Here is an 18959-nt window from a genome sequence, read left to right as displayed (position 1 = left end):
TTTTTCATATCCGGTGATTACCTGGTTGAAGAGAGTTTTCTAATCTGATGATTTCGGTATGATACTACTAATCTTTACAGCTTTTGACCCTAAAGTCGCGTTTAATGAGCCTCAACTGTATGGTTTATCACCATTTGAGCAAATGTGCTTTAGAGTCTGAAATATTTGCAGGAAAAGGAACCCTAAATGGAACAATCCATCCGTGACGAAATGCGCGTACTCCCTTCAATTGATCCGCATTTTGAAATTGAACGCCGTGTCGCTTTTATTAAGCGTAAATTGCAAGAAGCGGGCTGTAAGTCTCTTGTTCTTGGCATCAGCGGTGGCGTTGACTCAACGACATGTGGTCGTTTAGCTCAGTTGGCTGTAGACCAGCTGAACGAAGAAGCGGGCAACAATAGCTACCAATTTATCGCAGTTCGCCTGCCTTATGGGGAGCAAAAAGATGAAGATGAGGCTCAGCTCGCTCTGTCTTTTATCCAGCCAACCCATTCTGTATCGGTGAACATCAAAGCAGGTGTTGACGGGCTTCATTCGGCTTCTCACGTTGCATTAGAAGGCACAGATCTTCTACCAACTGATGCAGCAAAAGTCGACTTCGTAAAAGGCAATGTAAAAGCGCGTGCTCGCATGGTTGCTCAATACGAGATCGCGGGCTACGTAGGCGGCCTTGTTCTTGGTACTGATCACTCAGCAGAAAACATCACTGGTTTCTACACTAAATTTGGTGATGGCGCTTGTGACATGGCACCATTGTTCGGATTAAGTAAGCGCCAAGTTCGTGAAGTAGCTGCTACATTGGGTGCACCTGAGCAACTAGTTAAGAAAGTGCCAACAGCAGACTTAGAAGAGCTTGCTCCACAAAAAGCAGATGAAGATGCCCTAAGCCTAACTTACGAGCAAATCGACGACTTCTTAGAGGGCAAACCTGTTCCACAGCAAGTGAGTGACCGTCTGGTAGCGATTTACAAAGCAACGCAGCACAAACGCCAGCCAATCCCGACGATTTACGACTAAGCGATATTTTCAGCTCTCTTTAAAACTCAAAACGCTGCTAAAAATAGCAGCGTTTTTTTGTCTAGGAACAGTTTTTGTCGAAGGACAAAGACGTTCTCGCCTAGTTGGTTACTGTTACGTCCGTCTCTGGCACAGCACAACACGCCAATACGGTTCCCATTGCACGTTCCTCATCAGTCAACGCGGGCACGTCCGGATGATGTACTTGACCCGACGTAAGCTGAACCTTACACGCGCCGCATAAGCCAGCACGACAGCTATTGCTAACAACCTTCCCAGCATCCTCGAGCTGATCTAACAACGTTTTTTGGTTGTTGCCTACGACTTTAGTTCCATTAAAGTCAATAGCGAGACTTTTCTCTGGCTTTGACGTAAGAGAAGAAACTCCAAACGCTTCTTGATGGTAGTTTTCCTCTGGCAGCCCTTTTCTTAGCAGGAGATTTTTCGCTTTCTCCATAAAACCATCAGGACCACACACAAACACCTGCCGCTGTTCAACATCTTTGATTTGCTTAATGTGTGACAAACTTAAACGCCCTTTCAAACCAAACCAATCAACAGCAGGTTGCGTTAAACAGACTTTTACTTCTAGCCCTGGGTGCTCACGCTTTAACTGCTCCAACTCTGAGCGACAAGGAATATCATTCTCGGTGCGACATTGATGGTAGAAAACCACATTATCCAACTGATTGTGATCCGCTAAGTAACGCACCATTGATAACATTGGTGTTACTCCGCTACCCGCAGAGAGTAACAGCAGAGGCTGCGCTTCATGCGCTTTAAGGTGGAACTGACCGTCAGGTTGTTCTGCCTCTAAAACATCACCGACTTGTAAGTTGTCTAAGAGTGAGTTAGAGACTCTTCCACCCGCGATACGCTTTACAGAAATAGCATAACGACCCGGGCGAGAAGGACTGGATGATAAGGTATAGCGTCGACCCACTTTCTTACCATCAATATTCACCTCTATTGGCAGGTGTTGTCCTGGCAAGTAATTAGGCAACGAACCTTTGTTTGGCTCTAACCATAAGGTCACAAAGTCTTGGGCAATTTCTTCACGCTCAACACATGTAAGCTTCATGCGCACTGGCGAGTTATCTGCGTAAAACTCCGGCTCTTTGTACTCCAATACTTCAACTTTATCGCCTTGACGAATAATGCCTTCATTTCGCGCGACAAGATTCTGGCCAAAGAACACACCACCGACATCGTTTGCACGGAACTGTTGCAAGGTTTTGAGCGGCTCTTTGCTCTCACGGAATGTGCCTCTTTGGGTATTCACCGTAGTCAGGATACAGCGCTCGCAAGGTTTGAGAGACTCAAACTCTACCTCACCGATTCGTATGCGCTTCCATGAATCTTCTTCAAATGGTTTAGTATCAGAGACAACTAAGTTAGTACGAAACTGATCCATTGAGTGTAGTTCTGAACTTCTTCGGTTCAGCTCATCAAGTGAAGCTTGGCTGATCACTAAAACCGGATAACCATCAGCAAAACTGACGTTTTGACCTAGCTTTTCACGGACACGATTCGATTGCTCACCACTAAACAACAACTCAACGCGCTGCCCCAAAACACGACTAAACCAGTCATCTGCATCATCTGTCGTGGTATAGGCAGTAAACGTATCTTTCCAAACCGTTGCAGGTGTCTCCTGCATTTTGAAATCTTGGTAACGGATTTTAAGTGGCTCCATACCCAAACTACTAAACACCACTCCATCGGACAATAAGGCAGACTTAATGGTTACCATTTGCGGATACTTTCGCGCAGTGATCATCGAGCCATCAGCTTTCGCAATCATAAAGCGACGATCGAAGCTCAATCCTTGCTTCTCAACCCATACGGACGACAGCGATAATCCGCCAACTGACTTAACCGGAAAAACATTAATTTGGGATAAAACGGGTTGCGACATAGCCTTCTTCCTACGGGTGTTTTTTATTTGTTGCGGTATTGTATACTCAAATCACATTAAGTTGCAGAGTCTGCTGCCTCTTCATCCATTTCAACTTTCTCGAAACCATATTCTTATAAATTTGGTTTTAGTGACAAGTATTTACTACACTCAATATTCGCGTTTTTTAACACCGTTCTGACCAAATACCGTTTGATAAAGTGTGATACGACACACATAATTCACCCAAGTTATCACTACTCCCATTTATCGATTTGGAGCTTAATTATGGATACAAGAAAACTGGTTCTGATTTTGTTATGTATCTTTCTTCCGCCTGTCGCGGTGTTTATGGAGAAAGGTCTAAATAAGGACTTTTTGATTAATCTAATATTGACGTGTTTCTTCTTTCTACCAGGTACGATCCACGCGCTTTGGTTAACAATGAAGTAACCACTTACACTCTCACTCTTTATAAAATTGAAAAATGGGATGAAATATGAGGGCAATTCCTCTATCATCCTGTCGCCTAAGCGCAAGCGTTTGCTCAAAAGCAAATACGGCGCTTAGGCTCCAATCAGACAACTTTTCAATGGTGGGAGCAATTAATGACAACACTGACTATCACTCGTCCTGACGACTGGCACGTTCACTTACGCGATGGGGAAGTTCTTAAAGACACCGTTCGCGACATCAGCCGCTACAATGGCCGTGCGCTGATTATGCCAAATACCGTCCCACCTGTTACTACAACTGAGCTCGCCCTAGCCTACCGTGACCGAATTCTCAAAGAGCAACATGGCGAACAGTTTGAGCCTTTAATGGCGCTTTACCTTACAGATAACACGACACCAGACGAAATACGTAAGGCTAAAGCAACCGGACACATTGTTGCTGCCAAGCTCTATCCTGCTGGCGCCACAACAAACTCAGATTCCGGTGTGACCAATGCGAAAAACATTTATCACGTTTTAGAAGCAATGGAAGAAGTAGGAATGTTACTTTTGGTTCATGGGGAGGTAACACATCACGATGTTGATATATTCGACCGAGAAAAAGAATTCCTTGATACCGTCCTCGCTCCTATCGTCAATGATTTCCCTAATCTTAAAATCGTACTAGAACATATCACCACCGCCGACGCAGCAAACTTCGTTAACAATGCCTCAGACAACGTAGCGGCTACCATCACTGCCCACCACCTTCTTTTCAACCGTAACCACATGCTTGTGGGTGGTATTAAACCTCATTTCTACTGTTTGCCAATTCTTAAGCGCGGAACCCACCAGCAAGCGCTGATCGAAGCAGCAACTAGTGGTAGCAAGAAGTTTTTCCTAGGTACAGACTCAGCGCCACATGCGAAAGGGGCAAAAGAATCGGCTTGCGGTTGTGCTGGTTCTTACACTGCACACGCTGCGCTAGAGCTTTATGCAGAAGTCTTCGAAAAAGAAGGCAAGTTGGAAAACTTGGAAGCTTTCGCAAGCTTCAACGGTCCTGATTTTTACGGCATTGCACGTAACACAGATACAGTAACGTTAGAAAAATCCGCTTGGGATGTGCCAGAAACGATGCCATTTGGCAATGATATCGTTGTGCCTATTCGAGCAAATGAACAGATCGAGTGGAAAGTGAAGTAAGTACTTTACTGACGTTTCACCCATAAAACAGGGTCATGCTTTTTGTAAAAAGAAGTCATGACCCTTGTTATTATCGTCTCATGTTTTAGATGTGATTATTGACCACGAAGCTTTTCAACCATCGTCCATACCGCAACCACAACCAACCCCGCCACAAAGCCGATAATACCGTTCAGTAAAATAGGCAAAATGGCTGTAGCAACCGAATGACCACTAAAGTTCATAATAATCGGCTCTACAAAGTGATGAATGGCTGGCACGTTGTGCACCACAATTCCTCCACCCACCAAAAACATCGCAGCAGTTCCTACAATGGTTAACAACTTCATCAACTTTGGTGCAAAAGCGACCAAGGCCCCTCCGACTTTCGCTACCCAACCTTTACCGTTTGAGCGACTTTCAAGGTAAAGGCCTAAATCATCTAGCTTCACAATCCCAGCGACTAGTCCATAAACTCCAACCGTCATAATCACTGCAATTAAACTGACAACTAAAATTTGCGTAACAAGACTGGCTCCTGTCACGGTACCTAACGCAATCACGATGATCTCTGCTGAAAGGATAAAGTCTGTTCGAATCGCACCAGAAACTTTACGCTTTTCATACTCTTCTATCGACTCGCCAGTATTAACTAGCTCCTCTTTTTCTTCGTGCGGATGCGAGTGAGGAAACACTTTCTCAAGTACTTTCTCTGCCCCTTCAAAGCAGAGAAATAAGCCGCCAATTAGCAATAATGGCATAATAAGCCATGGAATAATCGCGCTAATAAGTAAAGCTGAAGGAACTAAAATCAATTTATTTTTGAATGAGCCTTTTGCAACCGCCCAAACCACTGGAATCTCTCGCTCAGATGCAACACCAGACACTTGTTGAGCGTTTAACGCTAGATCATCTCCCAATACACCTGCGGTTTTCTTTGCCGCCATTTTTGACATTAAGGCGACATCATCAAGCACCGTGGCAATATCGTCCAACAGTGTGAGTAAACTTGCTCCAGCCATTTTTTGTCTCTTATATGAAATTGAGTAAGTAACAAAATGTAACACCAATGAATCACTCATCAAAGTGATGATTTTGCAAAGAATACCACCCCAAATGGTGTTTTATATTGCCGTAAAGATAAGACAGGTCTAGTCTTGTGATACCTTTCAGCAGTCAAAAGAAAAAGTATAGATGAAAAGTGGATACATTTACCCGATCGGTACTCCTGGCCAACCTTGGAACGAAGAAGAACGTAAAGCTTGGTTAGCAACGCAAGAAGTAAAACGTAGCTACCAAGATGAAGTCGTCAGTAAAATCGATGCCCTACGCGAGCGTTTTGATGTTGAACAATATGGTGCGCTCTCATACAACGAGGCACGCTTCCCTCTGTTTTGTATCAAAACACGCAATTGGGATTCAACTAAACCTGCTGTGTTGGTCACAGGCGGCGTGCACGGTTACGAAACCAGCGGTGTACATGGCGCATTAAAGTTTGTAGAAACAGAAGCAGAGCGCTATGCAGAGCATTTCAATATTGTCGTTGCACCCTGCGTAAGCCCTTGGGGTTACGAGGTGATCAACCGCTGGAATCCAAACGCGATTGATCCAAACCGCTCTTTCTATAAGGATAGCCCTGCCGAAGAGTCCGCTAACCTCATGAAGCTCGTTGCAACTTTAGGCGATGTGTCAATGCACATTGATCTACATGAAACGACAGATTCTGACGAAACTGAGTTCCGTCCAGCCTTAGCTGCTCGTGATGGTATTGAGTACATTGAAGGTATGATCCCAGATGGCTTTTACACGGTGGGAGATAGTGAAAACCCTCAGCCTGACTTCCAAAAAGCGGTCATTGAGTCAGTTGCAAAAGTGACTCACATTGCACCAGCAGATGAAAACGGCGAAATCATTGGTTCACCCGTCGTACAGTTTGGCGTTATCAACTACCCAATGGTAAAACTGGGCCTGTGTGGCGGCGTAACAAATTGCGTTTACGGCACGACAACGGAAGTGTACCCAGACAGCCCAACGGTGACCGACGAAGAATGTAACGATGCACAGGTTGCAGCCGTGGTGGGTGGTTTGAATTACATAATCGCTCAGCTATAACAATCGATTCTTGTATTGCTCCGGTGTCATGCCGGAGTATTTCTTGAACATCGCGATAAAAGGGCTAGCTTGGTTATAACCTAACGTCAGAGCGACTTCTTTTACGGTCTGCCCTTTACGCAGCAACTCCATAGAATGCAAATAACGTACACGTAAGCGCCACTCAGTAAAGCTCATTCCTAATTCACTCTGGCAATGTCTCGCTAACGTGCGTTCTGTGGTATGCACTTTTGCCGCCCACTCCGCCAAACTGATCTCATCCGTCGGCGATTCTTCTACTGCTTTTAAAATCGGTTCAAGATACTTATTGTCGGTAGTCGGTAAAAAGTGATGTTCGACTTCTTGCTTTGCAAGCTGGTCCAATAACACTTGTACCAAGCGCTTGTCTTCATCAGTTTGCGCCACGTTAATGTCTCGCTGACGAAAGTCCTCAATAATAGATGACACGATTGGAGTCACTTTGATCAAGCTCGTTTTGGTAGGAAAATGCGCTGTCAATTCAGGGGCAATGTTCAAAGAACAATATTCGATTGGCTTACGGTTGTAGCTAGTGTGACGAATTCCGGCGGGAACCCAAATAGCAAGATGTGGAGGTGCTAGAAATCTTGTGTCTTCTGCATCCATCTCCAGAATCCCACCGCTGATCAGTTGCACTTGCCCCCAAGGGTGGCTATGAATTCGTGTTTCTGTATTAGAGAGAAACGCTTCGAAATTCATAAATACATCTGATGGCGCACGATCGATTGATAAGGAGGGGTGAAGATTTCTGGCGCTCTTTTTCAAAATTGTCTTCCTATCGCTTACGATGTCTTTTAAGAGATACTTTTTATTATAAAGACCTGCCAGACTAGCGCCATCAATAATTGTGCTATAGGGTTCTCATGATTTATTTACTTCCGTTTTTCACCGTTATGATTTGGGGTGGTAACTCAATTGTGAACAAGATGGCTGCGAGCGCCATTGAACCAAGTGCGATGAGTTTCTACCGTTGGTTTGTCGCAATGGTACTCCTAACGCCATTTTGCCTGCCTGCAATCATCAAACAACGACACATTATTCGACCTTACTTAGCTAAGTTGGCGTTTCTTGCGTTACTTGGTATGGTTCTCAACCAGTCACTTGGATACTATGCCGGTTTAACAACAACGGCCTCTAATATGGCCCTGATCACCTCTTTAGTTCCTTTGATCAGTGTGTTTTTAAGTGTCCCATTGCTCGGTAAATCTATATCAATGTTAAGTATCGTCGGTGGTGTCATTTCGCTCGGCGGCTTGGCATTTATGCTTGGTCACGGTGATATCACTTACTTTTTACATCAAGACTTAACGCAAGGTGACAGCTTAATGCTCGTTGCTGCCATGGTATACGCGGCTTATTGTGTTCTGCTAAAACGCTGGAAAATGCCATTCAGTAGTTTAACTCTGGTTTACATGCAGGGCTTCTTTTCTGTTTTGATGCTCACACCACTTTGGCTCTCTAGTGAGCAACTGTTACCAAGCCAAGATGCGCTACCATTAATCGCTTATGCTGGTATTGCTGCTTCCATTTTCGCGCCGCTGATGTGGGTCAAAGCGATTGATTCAATTGGTGCTGATTCAAGTGCTATGTTCATGAACCTAATGCCTGTGGTTTCCGTCATACTTGCTTCAACACTAATTGGTGAGAAAATTTACGCTTACCACATTATTGGTGGGTTGTTAGTCATCTCTGGCGTTATCCTGTCGCAAGTAAAAGTAAGACAGAGAAAACCATTATCCAATTCTGAGATTGCCTCTACCGCCAATTAACATCTACACCCCAAGCCACAGAACTACGCTGTGGCTTGTCACTTCCAGCGTTCGAATAAAAGTTAAAATTTTGTTTCATTCGCTATTCCCGAAAATTCATCTTGCTGCTAAATTGGGAAAACAATAACCCATCAAGGAAAGACAGATGAGCAGTGGTCAAAGAGACATTACCCTTCGCTTTTTAGCAGAACCCAGCGACGTAAATTTTGGCGGAAAAGTGCACGGCGGCGCCGTAATGAAATGGATCGACTTGGCAGCGTACGCCTGCTCTGCAGCGTGGAGTGGTAAATATTGCATTACCGCATATGCTGGCGGCATTCGGTTTGTTGCGCCGATTCATGTCGGCAACTTAGTCGAAGTTAGCGCGAAAGTCATTTATACCGGACGAAGCTCAATGCACATTGCGATTGACGTGCAAGCCAGTGATCCAAAGCAAATGAAAAACAGACTCACCACTCACTGTATCGTTATCATGGTTGCTGTAGATGAAAACGGAAAACCAACCGATGTACCGAAATGGATTCCAGAGTCAGGTGAAGACAAAGCCTTAGAGCAATCCGCTATCCGTCTTATGAACATGCGTAAAGAGATTGGGGAAGAAATGGAAGCACACGTTAAATATCTCAAGTAACTGGCATCCGTTAAGAACGCTATTAAGTACCTCAACGTTACCTAGACCCAGAGTGTGGAGCAACATCATGGTTTCGCCATTTGTTTCACGCTCGCCCTTCTCTGTCATAAATCCTTCACCTAGCTTTGCTTAAATCCATCCATTATTTTAGAGTTGGATAGAGTTTGGATCTTGAGACTAAAAGAAACGACCTTAAGTGAAGAGACGTTGACCAATTTAAAAGCGGTCGAGTACCAGTGGGTGAGAACCATGTACGTCGAGGGGTATAACGAAACAGAAATTAATCATTACATTCAAACTTGCTTTGGCGGTGACGTTACCTTTGCTAATTTATTTCGTCGCGTCGCACTGCAGCAAGAAAGTTTGTACACGCTGCTTCAATACGTTGGATGCGCACCTTCCAGCCGAGAGTTTTAATCTCTTCCTTCCCTACCTCAATTTAGCTTTTTACTAAGCTCTAGTTATTTATGTGAAGTGCTACGCAGGGCATTATTCAAGCCCTGTGTAATCCATTGCAAAGCCGCTAATCTCTATCTACTTATTGCAAAATTGCCTTTAACAGGCATAAAAAAACCTGAGTCTAAACTCAGGTTATGGTTACAAAAACTGTTAGTGATTGAATCGTAAGGAACTAAGCTAACAGCCAGCTATGCGTAACGCCAATAAAAGCCAAGATATTACTGATCGGCGGCCAAACCAAAATTGTAATATCCGTGCTAAGTATAAGGGCGACCATGTGGTCGCCCTTTTCTAGTTATTCTTATCAATCTCAGACCACAAGAGATTATCCTTTCACACCACCAGCGGTTAGACCACCAACCAACCAGCGCTGCGCAAGTAAGAATACGGCAGTGATTGGCACTGCTGAAAGTACAGCAGCTGCGGCAAAGTCACCCCACAAGTAGTTTTGTGGATATAGGTATTGCTGCATACCCACTGCAAGTGTGTACGAGTCTACATCAGAAAGCAGTAGTGACGCTACAGGAACTTCACCAATTACCATGATGAACGACAAGATGAAGACTACCGCTAGGATTGGCACAGACAGTGGCAGCAATACCAAACGGAATGCTTGCCATGGTGTAGCACCATCAAGAGCCGCCGCTTCTTCTAGAGACGAGTCAATACTTTCGAAGTAGCCTTTAATGGTCCAAACGTGCAGTGCGATACCACCTAAGTAAGCGAAGATCAGACCGCCATGCGTGTTCAGGCCAAGGAAAGGAATGTACTGACCCAGTTTGTCGAACAACGCGTACAGAGCAACCAGTGCCAACACCGCAGGGAACATCTGGAAGATCATCATCGCTTTAAGAATGGTGTTCTTACCTTTGAACTTCATACGAGCAAACGCGTAAGCCGATGTGGTTGATAGCGCCACGATTAGGATTGCAGAAATACCACCCACTTTTACAGAGTTCCACAGCCATGTCATTACTGGGAATGGTGGCGGTGTAACTGTACCGTCTGGATTAGTCACCGAGAAACCTAATGCCAATTTCCAGTGATCAAGTGTTGGGTTGTCTGGGATCAGGCTACCCGTTGCAAAGTTACCTTCACGGAATGAAATCGCGATGATCATCAGTAAAGGGAAAATAATCAGTGCCAAGAATGCCCACATTGCAATATGAGTAGCCCAAACACGATATTTTAATGACTTACCTTGTACCATTGCCATTGTAATTTCTCCTTAGTCCTGAGCTACTTTAGTTACGCGTAGGTTGATAAGTGCCAATGCGCCAACCAATAGGAAGATAAGCGTTGCTACTGCACTTGCTAGACCGAAGTCTTGACCACCAGCACCTTCGAATGCGATTCGGTAGGTGTAACTTACTAGCAGGTCGGTGTAACCCGCAGGCTCTGATGTACCAATCATGTTTGGACCACCGCCTGTCAACAACTGGATAAGTACGAAGTTGTTGAAGTTAAATGCAAAACTCGCGATCAACAATGGTGTTAACGGCTTCAACATCATTGGTAGTGTGATACGTGTGAAGTTCGTGACAAAGTTCGCACCATCAATTGCTGATGCTTCATATAAATCGTCTGGAATCGCTTTTAGTAAGCCCATACACAAAATCATCATGTAAGGGAAACCAAGCCAAGTGTTAACAATTAAGATCATGGTTTTCGCCATGAACGGATCAGAGAACCAAGCCGGGCTAATGCCGAATAAGCCTTCCAACAACATGTTGATCTCACCAAAGCTTTGGTTAAACAAACCTTTAAAGATCAAGATAGAAATAAACGCCGGAACTGCATAAGGCAGGATTAGCAACAAACGGTAAACTGAGCGACCTTTAAGTGCTTCCCACTGAACCACACTGGCAAGGACAAGACCAATAACAAGCGTAAATAATACGGTTAGCGCAGAGAAAACAATGGTCCAGATAAAGATACTGATAAACGGCTCTTTGATACCATCATCTTTCCAAACACGCTCAAAGTTGTGGGTACCAATGTTCACCACGAAACCTGGTGACACTGTGCTGCCAACAAATTGACCGTTTTCATCGACAGGCTGGTAGTAACCTACTTCCATATTTGGACGTAGCGTTTCTTCAGTCCGGTTGTTGTAAAGCGTTTCACCATCTTCTTGTAATGTGTACAAAGGCACAACTGCAGCAAATTTGCGCAGCCCACTCATGCGGATATCATCACCACTTGGCAAATGTAAATCGACACTGCTCAACGCACTGCGGTTCTTAACAATCGCCTTGATTGATTCTTTTTCACCCGTTACTTCTTCAATTGGTGAAAGATCAAACTCCGATGCTGAAAGGTTATCAAGCTGAAAAGTCGGGCTTGCAAGTAGCTCACCATCTTTTTCAACCACAAGTTGATGGCCTTGCTCCGTTTTATACAAAGTGAACGGGTAGCTATCACCACTTTGGTAAGTTCGGTCCAAAAGTACGTTCTGAGCGCGATCAAAAGAGAGTTGGTTTTTCGCGCTATAGTTGGTAAACGCCAAACCTATGGTGTACGCCAAAGGAAAAAGAATGAAAAGGATCATCCCTGCTATACCAGGGTAGATGTAACGGTGTGCGTACGTCTTTTTGCTACCAAAGATGAACAACGCTAAAGCGGTAAGAATGAGCGTAAGTAGTGCAAACGCAATCTCACCGCGAGAATACATAAGGATTGTTGCGTAGCCATTGATGATGCCGACTGTGCCTAAAAGTGACCATTTCATGAACACTTTTTTGCTGCTCGGAAGGCTGGCTTCTGGTGCTGTCATAGCATTTGTACCTTGAACTGACTGCATAGGGAACCTGCTAGCGAATATAGAATAAATATAGAAAAGTAAGGAGGAGTTGCCTCCTCCTTAAAAAGGTCTTACTTAATTATTTAGTCATTTGTTTTTCTGCATCTGCAAGAGCTGCATCGACAGTTTGACGACCGTCAACTACGTTGATGATTGCGTTCTTAGCCGCACCCCAGAATGCGTTCATTTGAGGGATATTTGGCATGATTTCGCCGTTCATCGCATTGTCCATTGTTGCTGCGATACGAGTATCTGAATCAAGCTCACGTTGGAACGAGTTAAGTGCTACCGCACCTAGAGGCTTATCGTTGTTAACCATACGTAGGCCATCGTTTGTTAGTAGGTAGTTCTCAATGAACTCAACTGCTAGGTCTTTGTTTGGAGACGCAGTGCTGATACCAGCCGTTAGAACACCAACGAATGGCTTAGAAGATTGACCTTGGAACTTAGGTAGCGTAGTCACGCCGTAGTTAACGCCAGACTTCTCAATGTTGCCCCAAGACCATGGACCGTTAATCGTCATCGCTGTTTTGCCTTGGTTGAACGCAGACTCAGACACGGAGTAATCCATATCCGCAGAGATTACGCCTTTATCAACTAAGCCTTTTACGAAGCTCATTGCGTCTTTAACACCTTCTTTCGCGATACCAGCGTCTTTAACATCGTAACCTTCAGAAGTGTATTTGAACGCGTAGCCGCCATCAGCCGCCATTAATGGCCAAGTGAAGTACGGTTCTTTTAGGTTCCACATGATTGCAGACTTGCCGTCTTTTTTAAGTTTTGCATCTAATGCTGCAACCTCTTCCCAAGACTTTGGTGGGTTTGGAACTAGGTCTTTGTTGTAGATTAGAGATAGAGACTCAACCGCAACTGGATAGCCGATCAATTTGCCGTCGTAACGTACTGCATCCCAAGCGAAATCAACGATACCTTCTTGAATATTCTTAGAAGGTTTAATTTCTGCTAGCAGGCCAGCTTCTGCGTAACCACCGAAACGGTCGTGAGCCCAGAATACGATATCAGGACCGTCGCCAGTCGCTGCAGTTTGAGGGAATTTGTCTTGAAGGCCATCTGGGTGAGCCACAGTCACTTTAATGCCTGTGTCTTCTTCAAATTTCTTACCAACTTCAGCAAGGCCGTTGTAGCCTTTATCACCGTTGATCCAGATAGTAAGTTGTCCTTCTTCGATGGCAGCATTAGCACCAAAAGAACCCAAAGCAACAAGAGTACCTAGTGCTACAGCGCTTAACTTTTTCATGTTCGTATCCTTTTTATATTTTTGATGTAGGGCTAGTCCATTGAGGTTCAGCCGTATTTCGACATATATCATCTGAAATAATCCAATATGTCTCATCCTCCTAATCCCTACGCCCTTACAATTATGACGTATTTTCGTGATCTAAATCGCCAAGGGTAAGAGACTCAAATCACAAAATGGATAGTTCCTGTGATCGGTTTCAACTTTAGGTGGTGCAATAATGTGATTTCCGACCAACTGCTTTCTTCCTCCTCCTTTTTTACTCCTCCCTTTCTACTCCCCCTACAATTATTTCTATTAGGAGGATGTCGCACTACGAACAATCTTAGAAACTGCAGTCATCCAAGAGTGGATGGTAAGAACCCTTTCCCAGCAGTGCCTACGTATTAGGAAAAAGATTTGCTGGTTTTGCATTGCCAGACGAGTGGAATGTCATTATTAGTGTTGTTTGTGGTAATTATTTCACGGGGGAGACAATACGAATAATGTGGGGGAGAGAAACTCGTACTTGGCTATGATGGGTAGCACTTCTATTCAGGACATTTTATTGAAGTGCTACCCTACTTTTCTTACCAACCGCAAGAACTTACCGATTCCTACTGTTACTGCTCGCTAGATAATTCATATAATGATGAGCGGTGAATAATAAAAAATTGATCGAGGACGAGCTACATGGCGAGTGTCACGTTAAAAAATGTTTGTAAAGCGTATGGCGACGTACTGATTTCTAAGAACGTAGACCTAACAATCAACGAAGGTGAATTTGTTGTTTTCGTAGGTCCATCAGGTTGTGGTAAATCTACCCTTTTACGTTGTATTGCCGGTCTTGAAGACATTACTTCAGGTGATTTGTATATTGGTGACCAGCGCATGAATGACGTCGAACCATCCAAACGTGGTGTTGGTATGGTATTCCAGTCTTACGCTCTTTACCCGCACCTTAACTTATATGACAACATGTCATTTGGCTTGAAACTAGCAAAAGCAGACAAAGCAGAAATCGACAAGCGTGTTGAACAAGCAGCAGAAATCCTACAACTAGGCCACTTGCTTGAGCGCCAACCAAAAGCACTTTCTGGTGGACAGCGTCAACGTGTGGCGATTGGCCGAACATTAGTATCGCAGCCAAATGTATTCCTTCTAGACGAGCCACTATCAAACTTGGATGCGGCACTGCGTGTAAACATGCGTGCACAAATTACTAAGCTACAACGCCAACTTGGTTGTACCATGATCTACGTAACGCACGATCAGGTAGAAGCGATGACAATGGCAGATAAAATCGTTGTACTAGACGGCGGTTATGTATCGCAAGTTGGTAAGCCGCTTGAACTTTACCATTACCCACAAAACCGCTTTGTAGCTGGCTTTATCGGTTCTCCGAAAATGAACTTCATGAGCGTGTTCATTGATGAAGTAGAAGCAGAGCGCGTCAAAGTTCAACTATCTAACGGCGTATCTTTCTGGATTCCGGTGGATGGTACAACAGTTAACCGCGGCGACCGAATGTCTTTAGGCATTCGCCCTGAGCACCTATTATCCGCTTCTGAAGCTGATGCAAGTATTCACGGTGAAGTGATGATTGTTGAGAAGCTAGGTAACGAAACTCAAGTATACCTAAATCTAGAAGGCGCGGACGCCGACGTTATTTTCCGTCAGCCGGACACGCTTGCAGTCGACACTGGCGATAAAATCGAGATCGGTATTCCAGCTCATCGTTGTCACCTGTTCCACAGTGATGGTCGCGCATGCCGCCGCCTATACAAAGAAAACGGCGTAGAAGTCGAATAGTTCATTCGTCCTTACTCAAAAATCCCTCTCAAGTGAGAGGGATTTTTTTATCTTAATAAATATCAGCAATTCGATACTAAATCATTAATCGTTAACGAATCAAATCACCCGTTTCTTCTACCCTCACATAAACCATTGTCTTTGTACTGATACTTCATTTTTAATACTTTTCCTCATTCCTCATAAGTAAGTACCAGCTTTTTCCTAACCCGCCAAACTTAGCCAAAGGGCTAAATATCATTCTTATTTCCACTTACCTCAACAAAGCAAATTTTTACACTTATCAACGAAATTACACGTGACAAAAAACTCAGCAGCATTCCACAGAATGCTCTGTGCACTAACTACTAATAACGTTCACGACACGGCAATTGGGGAAGACACCCAAGGGCGGTAGCGTGTCAGAAGGGAAACTGAGTCATGAAACAAAAAGGACTTATCCGCTCTCATGAGATGGAGTTCGCTTTTTTATATCGCATCTCAGATCTTGCTGTCATCGTCTCTTTTATGCTGCTTTTAGTGTTCAAAGACATGAATACTGCGATGGGGAAAGATTACGTCATATTGGCTTTCGTTGGAGGCATCTCCTTTCTATTTATGGCAGAAAGCGGCAATCTGTATCGCTCTTGGCGAACCAGTTCGTTTAAAGAGCAGATGTTTATTGTCTGTGTTGCTTGGGCGGTGACTTCTGCACTTATCTTTATTGTGCTGTATTTTTCTGAAGTCCATACCTTATTTGATAACACAATTTTAGCGCTGTGGTTTGCGATTACGCCCGCTCTGCTCTTAGCATGGCGAGTAACATTCCGTACCGGATTAGCCTATTTGAGAAAAAAAGGATTCAACACTCGCACTGCGATCATCATCGGCCAAACTCCTCACGGTATTACCCTAGCTAACGAAATTCAAAACCACACAGAACACGGTGTGCTTTTTGATGGCTTTTACGACGAGCGATCTTCCGACAGATTGCCAAATTCTGATTATCCTATTAAAGGAGCTGTTGACCACGCCCTTGAGCGAGCTAAAAAAGGGGAAGTAGATTACGTCTATATCGCGATGCCAATGCACGCAAAAGAGCGCATTGCGTCACTTCTTAACCAATTCTCAGATACCACCGCAAATACGTATCTGATTCCCGACTTCTTCACTTATAACCTTTTACATTCTCGTTGGGCGCAGATCGGCCAAGTTCAAACACTAAGTGTCTTTGATACACCTTTTGCTGGAATTTCTTCTTGGGTAAAACGGTTTGAAGACATCTTGTTTTCGAGCATTATTTTGGTCTTAATCGCCCCTATTCTATTCGTCATTGCGATTGTCATTAAGGCAACGTCTAAAGGCCCTGTCATCTTTAAACAACATCGGTACGGTCTTGATGGACGCAAGATTGAAGTCTGGAAGTTCCGTTCAATGACAACCATGGATCAAGGTTCCAACGTGAAACAGGCGACAAAGAACGATCCTCGTATTACGCCTTTTGGCGGATTTCTGCGTCGCACCTCTTTGGACGAACTGCCTCAATTTATCAATGTCCTGCAAGGGACCATGTCTATTGTTGGTCCACGCCCTCATGCCGTGGCGCACAATGAAGAGTATCGCCAGATTGTTGACCGATACATGCTACGTCACAAAGTAAAACCAGGCATTACTGGCTGGGCGCAAATTAATGGCTATCGCGGCGAAACAGACACCTTAGAAAAAATGGAAAAGAGAGTCGAGTTTGATTTGGATTACATCCACCACTGGTCGGTTTGGATGGACATCAAAATCATCTTTATGACCGTTTTCAAAGGCTTCACTGGTGCTAACGCTTACTAAGGTTAAGATTATGAAGAAACTGACAATGGCAATAGCATTGAGTCTGTTTTCTACTGACTTGCTCGCAGAACCGATGGCTTACCAAACCGAGTCTGGTATAGAGTTGATTCCCCTCGTAAAAACTTTCTACGAGGGAGATGACAACATCAATAAAGCGGAAAAATCCGGCAATGTAGAATCGGTCAATATTTGGGGTATAGAACCAAGCTTACTAGCACGTATAGAACGGAATCGCTATCGCGCAGATATTTTATATAAGTTAAAAGCGGGCTTTTCATCTGACGATCGCAACGACTTCGACGACCACACTTTTCAGTTTTCCAACTTTTTCGAATTTAATCATCGTCATCGTTTAGTGGTTGATTACCGTTTTCGCGCCCAGCATGAAGTTCGAGGAGAAGATATTACCGAAGGTAATGGTAGCGCAATCGACTCACCAATAGAGTTCAACCGTAACGATGTAAAAACCAATTATGTCTTTGGATCTAACGGTGCCAAAGGCAGACTCGAATTCGGTTTAGGCTATAGTGATAAAACCTATCAAAACTATCGTGACGGCTTGCCTGGTCGCCCAAACGCTAAAACTAAATACAACGATTTTCGAGCTCCCAATGCACATTTGGAGTTCTATTTAAGAGCGACGCCAAGAACCTATTGGTTAGTCGGAACAACCCAAATCGTAACCGAGTATCAGCACCGAAATTCTGCGCAGCCATCGAAAGATAACAACACCAGTTTCTATTACACCGGTGCCGAATGGGAAGTCACAGGAAAAACCAAAGGCATCGCTCGACTCGGTTATCAAATCAAAGATTTTGACAGCGCTCAACGAGAGACATTTAAAGGCTTTAGTTGGGATATCGGCTTTGAATGGTTGCCTCAAGAACAAACTCTAGTCAGCGTGAAAACCACTCAAGCGGCGGTTAACCCCGATCAAGATGGCGATTACAACCTACAAACTCGTTACCGACTGAACCTGAAGCACGATTGGAATAGTTACCTTGCAACTCGCTTAGGTGCTGTTTATCAACAAGATGATTACACGGGAATCTCCAGAAACGACGATCGGTACACTCTATCTTTTGGTATCGATTATCAGATCAAACGTTGGATACAGCTGCAAGCCGATTGGCAATACCAAGATAAAAACTCTAGCCGATCGGATTATAGCTTCGAACAAAATATTTGGACTTTAAGCGCACAGTTTTCTCTGTAAAAAGGATTATTAATGAAGGCATTCATCAAATTCATGAGTGTAGCGTTGTTGCTATTTAGCACTTTGGTCAACGCTGACTCAAACGAGGAAGATTACTTACTCGATACTGGCGATACCATTTCCGTGCAGGTCTATGGTGAAGAAGATCTTACGATTAAAAATATTCTAATAACGTCAGATGGCTACTTTGATTACCCCTACCTTGGCCGAATTAAAGCAATCAAAAAAACACCAAAACAACTCAAGTACGAAATAGAAACGGGCTTAAAAGGCGATTATCTCATCAATCCAAAAGTGATGGTCACCATCAATAACTTTCGTCTGTTTTACGTTAATGGAGAAGTCAGGAAACCTGGTGGATTTGAGTACCGTCCAGGGTTAACCATAGAGAAGGCCATCGCTCTAGCAGGTGGCTTGACCGACAGAGCCTCACGCAAAGGCATTAACCTCACCAAGCATAAAACAGGTCAAACGATGGAGGAGGTCAGTATGCACCGCAACGTTGAACCTGGTGACATTGTATTTATTGACCAGAGCTTCTTTTAAGTGAC

General features: G+C 44.1%; 17 protein-coding genes. 11 read left to right on the top strand and 6 right to left on the bottom strand.

Features of this window, described 5'->3' with window-relative positions:
- The first annotated feature begins 186 nt into the window (after window positions 1-186).
- The gene (gene nadE / locus R7F07_RS08430) at window positions 187-1017 is read left to right on the top strand and encodes an ammonia-dependent NAD(+) synthetase (RefSeq protein ID WP_005375299.1); all 831 of its coding nucleotides are present in this window, start codon (window positions 187-189) and stop codon (window positions 1015-1017) included.
- Window positions 1018-1117: 100 nt separating this feature from the next.
- Here the strand turns inward: nadE and R7F07_RS08425 are convergent, their stop codons facing one another.
- Entirely contained in the window at window positions 1118-2935 is a 1818-nt protein-coding gene (locus R7F07_RS08425) for a hybrid-cluster NAD(P)-dependent oxidoreductase (protein ID WP_171342494.1), read from the bottom strand.
- Between the two features lie 267 nt (window positions 2936-3202).
- Here R7F07_RS08425 and R7F07_RS08420 point away from each other — a divergent pair, with 267 nt between their 5' ends.
- The gene (locus tag R7F07_RS08420) at window positions 3203-3367 is read left to right on the top strand and encodes a YqaE/Pmp3 family membrane protein (RefSeq protein WP_005375297.1); all 165 of its coding nucleotides are present in this window, start codon (window positions 3203-3205) and stop codon (window positions 3365-3367) included.
- Between the two features lie 155 nt (window positions 3368-3522).
- On the top strand, window positions 3523-4551 hold the full coding sequence (gene pyrC / locus R7F07_RS08415; RefSeq protein ID WP_005385019.1) for a dihydroorotase: 1029 nt from the start codon (window positions 3523-3525) through the stop codon (window positions 4549-4551).
- A gap of 95 nt (window positions 4552-4646) precedes the next feature.
- Here pyrC and R7F07_RS08410 read toward each other — a convergent pair whose 3' ends face one another.
- Window positions 4647-5552, bottom strand: a complete 906-nt coding sequence (locus R7F07_RS08410; RefSeq protein ID WP_017821242.1) for a DUF808 domain-containing protein — start codon at window positions 5550-5552, stop codon at window positions 4647-4649.
- A 172-nt stretch (window positions 5553-5724) separates the two neighbouring features.
- Here R7F07_RS08410 and R7F07_RS08405 point away from each other — a divergent pair, with 172 nt between their 5' ends.
- The gene (locus R7F07_RS08405; RefSeq protein ID WP_171342493.1) at window positions 5725-6642 is read left to right on the top strand and encodes a M14 family metallocarboxypeptidase; all 918 of its coding nucleotides are present in this window, start codon (window positions 5725-5727) and stop codon (window positions 6640-6642) included.
- On the opposite strand, the gene R7F07_RS08400 is transcribed toward R7F07_RS08405, so the two are convergent.
- Window positions 6637-7425 carry an AraC family transcriptional regulator gene (locus R7F07_RS08400; RefSeq protein WP_005385013.1) on the bottom strand — a complete coding sequence of 263 codons (789 nt, stop codon included), beginning with the start codon at window positions 7423-7425 and terminating at the stop codon, window positions 6637-6639. The genes R7F07_RS08405 and R7F07_RS08400 overlap by 6 nt on opposite strands.
- Before the next feature lie 98 nt (window positions 7426-7523).
- On the opposite strand from R7F07_RS08400, the gene R7F07_RS08395 reads away from it, so the two are divergent.
- The 3 genes from R7F07_RS08395 (at window position 7524) to R7F07_RS08385 (ending at window position 9477) form a co-directional block, all read left to right on the top strand.
- A complete protein-coding gene (locus R7F07_RS08395) occupies window positions 7524-8429 on the top strand; it encodes a DMT family transporter (protein ID WP_054574462.1) in 906 nt (301 codons plus the stop codon).
- 145 nt (window positions 8430-8574) lie between these two features.
- On the top strand, window positions 8575-9060 hold the full coding sequence (locus R7F07_RS08390) for an acyl-CoA thioesterase (RefSeq protein ID WP_054728738.1): 486 nt from the start codon (window positions 8575-8577) through the stop codon (window positions 9058-9060).
- A gap of 171 nt (window positions 9061-9231) precedes the next feature.
- A complete protein-coding gene (locus R7F07_RS08385) occupies window positions 9232-9477 on the top strand; it encodes a hypothetical protein (protein WP_005375277.1) in 246 nt (81 codons plus the stop codon).
- 367 nt (window positions 9478-9844) lie between these two features.
- Here R7F07_RS08385 and malG read toward each other — a convergent pair whose 3' ends face one another.
- From malG to malE, 3 genes are all read right to left on the bottom strand, one after another.
- Window positions 9845-10735, bottom strand: a complete 891-nt coding sequence (gene malG / locus R7F07_RS08380) for a maltose ABC transporter permease MalG (protein ID WP_005375275.1) — start codon at window positions 10733-10735, stop codon at window positions 9845-9847.
- Between the two features lie 12 nt (window positions 10736-10747).
- Window positions 10748-12322: a maltose ABC transporter permease MalF gene (malF, locus tag R7F07_RS08375; protein WP_005375273.1), complete on the bottom strand. Its 1575-nt coding sequence runs from the start codon at window positions 12320-12322 to the stop codon at window positions 10748-10750.
- Between the two features lie 79 nt (window positions 12323-12401).
- On the bottom strand, window positions 12402-13580 hold the full coding sequence (gene malE, locus R7F07_RS08370) for a maltose/maltodextrin ABC transporter substrate-binding protein MalE (protein WP_005375272.1): 1179 nt from the start codon (window positions 13578-13580) through the stop codon (window positions 12402-12404).
- Between the two features lie 672 nt (window positions 13581-14252).
- On the opposite strand from malE, the gene malK reads away from it, so the two are divergent.
- From malK to R7F07_RS08350, 4 genes are all read left to right on the top strand, one after another.
- On the top strand, window positions 14253-15371 hold the full coding sequence (malK, locus tag R7F07_RS08365; RefSeq protein WP_005375271.1) for a maltose/maltodextrin ABC transporter ATP-binding protein MalK: 1119 nt from the start codon (window positions 14253-14255) through the stop codon (window positions 15369-15371).
- 420 nt (window positions 15372-15791) lie between these two features.
- Window positions 15792-17192, top strand: coding sequence for an undecaprenyl-phosphate glucose phosphotransferase (locus R7F07_RS08360; RefSeq protein WP_054728732.1), 1401 nt, complete (start codon window positions 15792-15794; stop codon window positions 17190-17192).
- A gap of 10 nt (window positions 17193-17202) precedes the next feature.
- Complete coding sequence (locus tag R7F07_RS08355) at window positions 17203-18408, top strand: outer membrane beta-barrel protein (RefSeq protein WP_171342492.1); 1206 nt, start codon at window positions 17203-17205, stop codon at window positions 18406-18408.
- Between the two features lie 12 nt (window positions 18409-18420).
- A complete protein-coding gene (locus tag R7F07_RS08350) occupies window positions 18421-18954 on the top strand; it encodes a polysaccharide biosynthesis/export family protein (RefSeq protein WP_171342491.1) in 534 nt (177 codons plus the stop codon).
- Window positions 18955-18959 lie beyond the last annotated feature (5 nt).

Origin of the sequence: Vibrio sp. YT-16 (genome assembly GCF_033337405.1) — a bacterium.
GTDB lineage: Bacteria > Pseudomonadota > Gammaproteobacteria > Enterobacterales > Vibrionaceae > Vibrio > Vibrio alginolyticus.
This window is presented reverse-complemented; position numbering and strand designations above follow the sequence as displayed.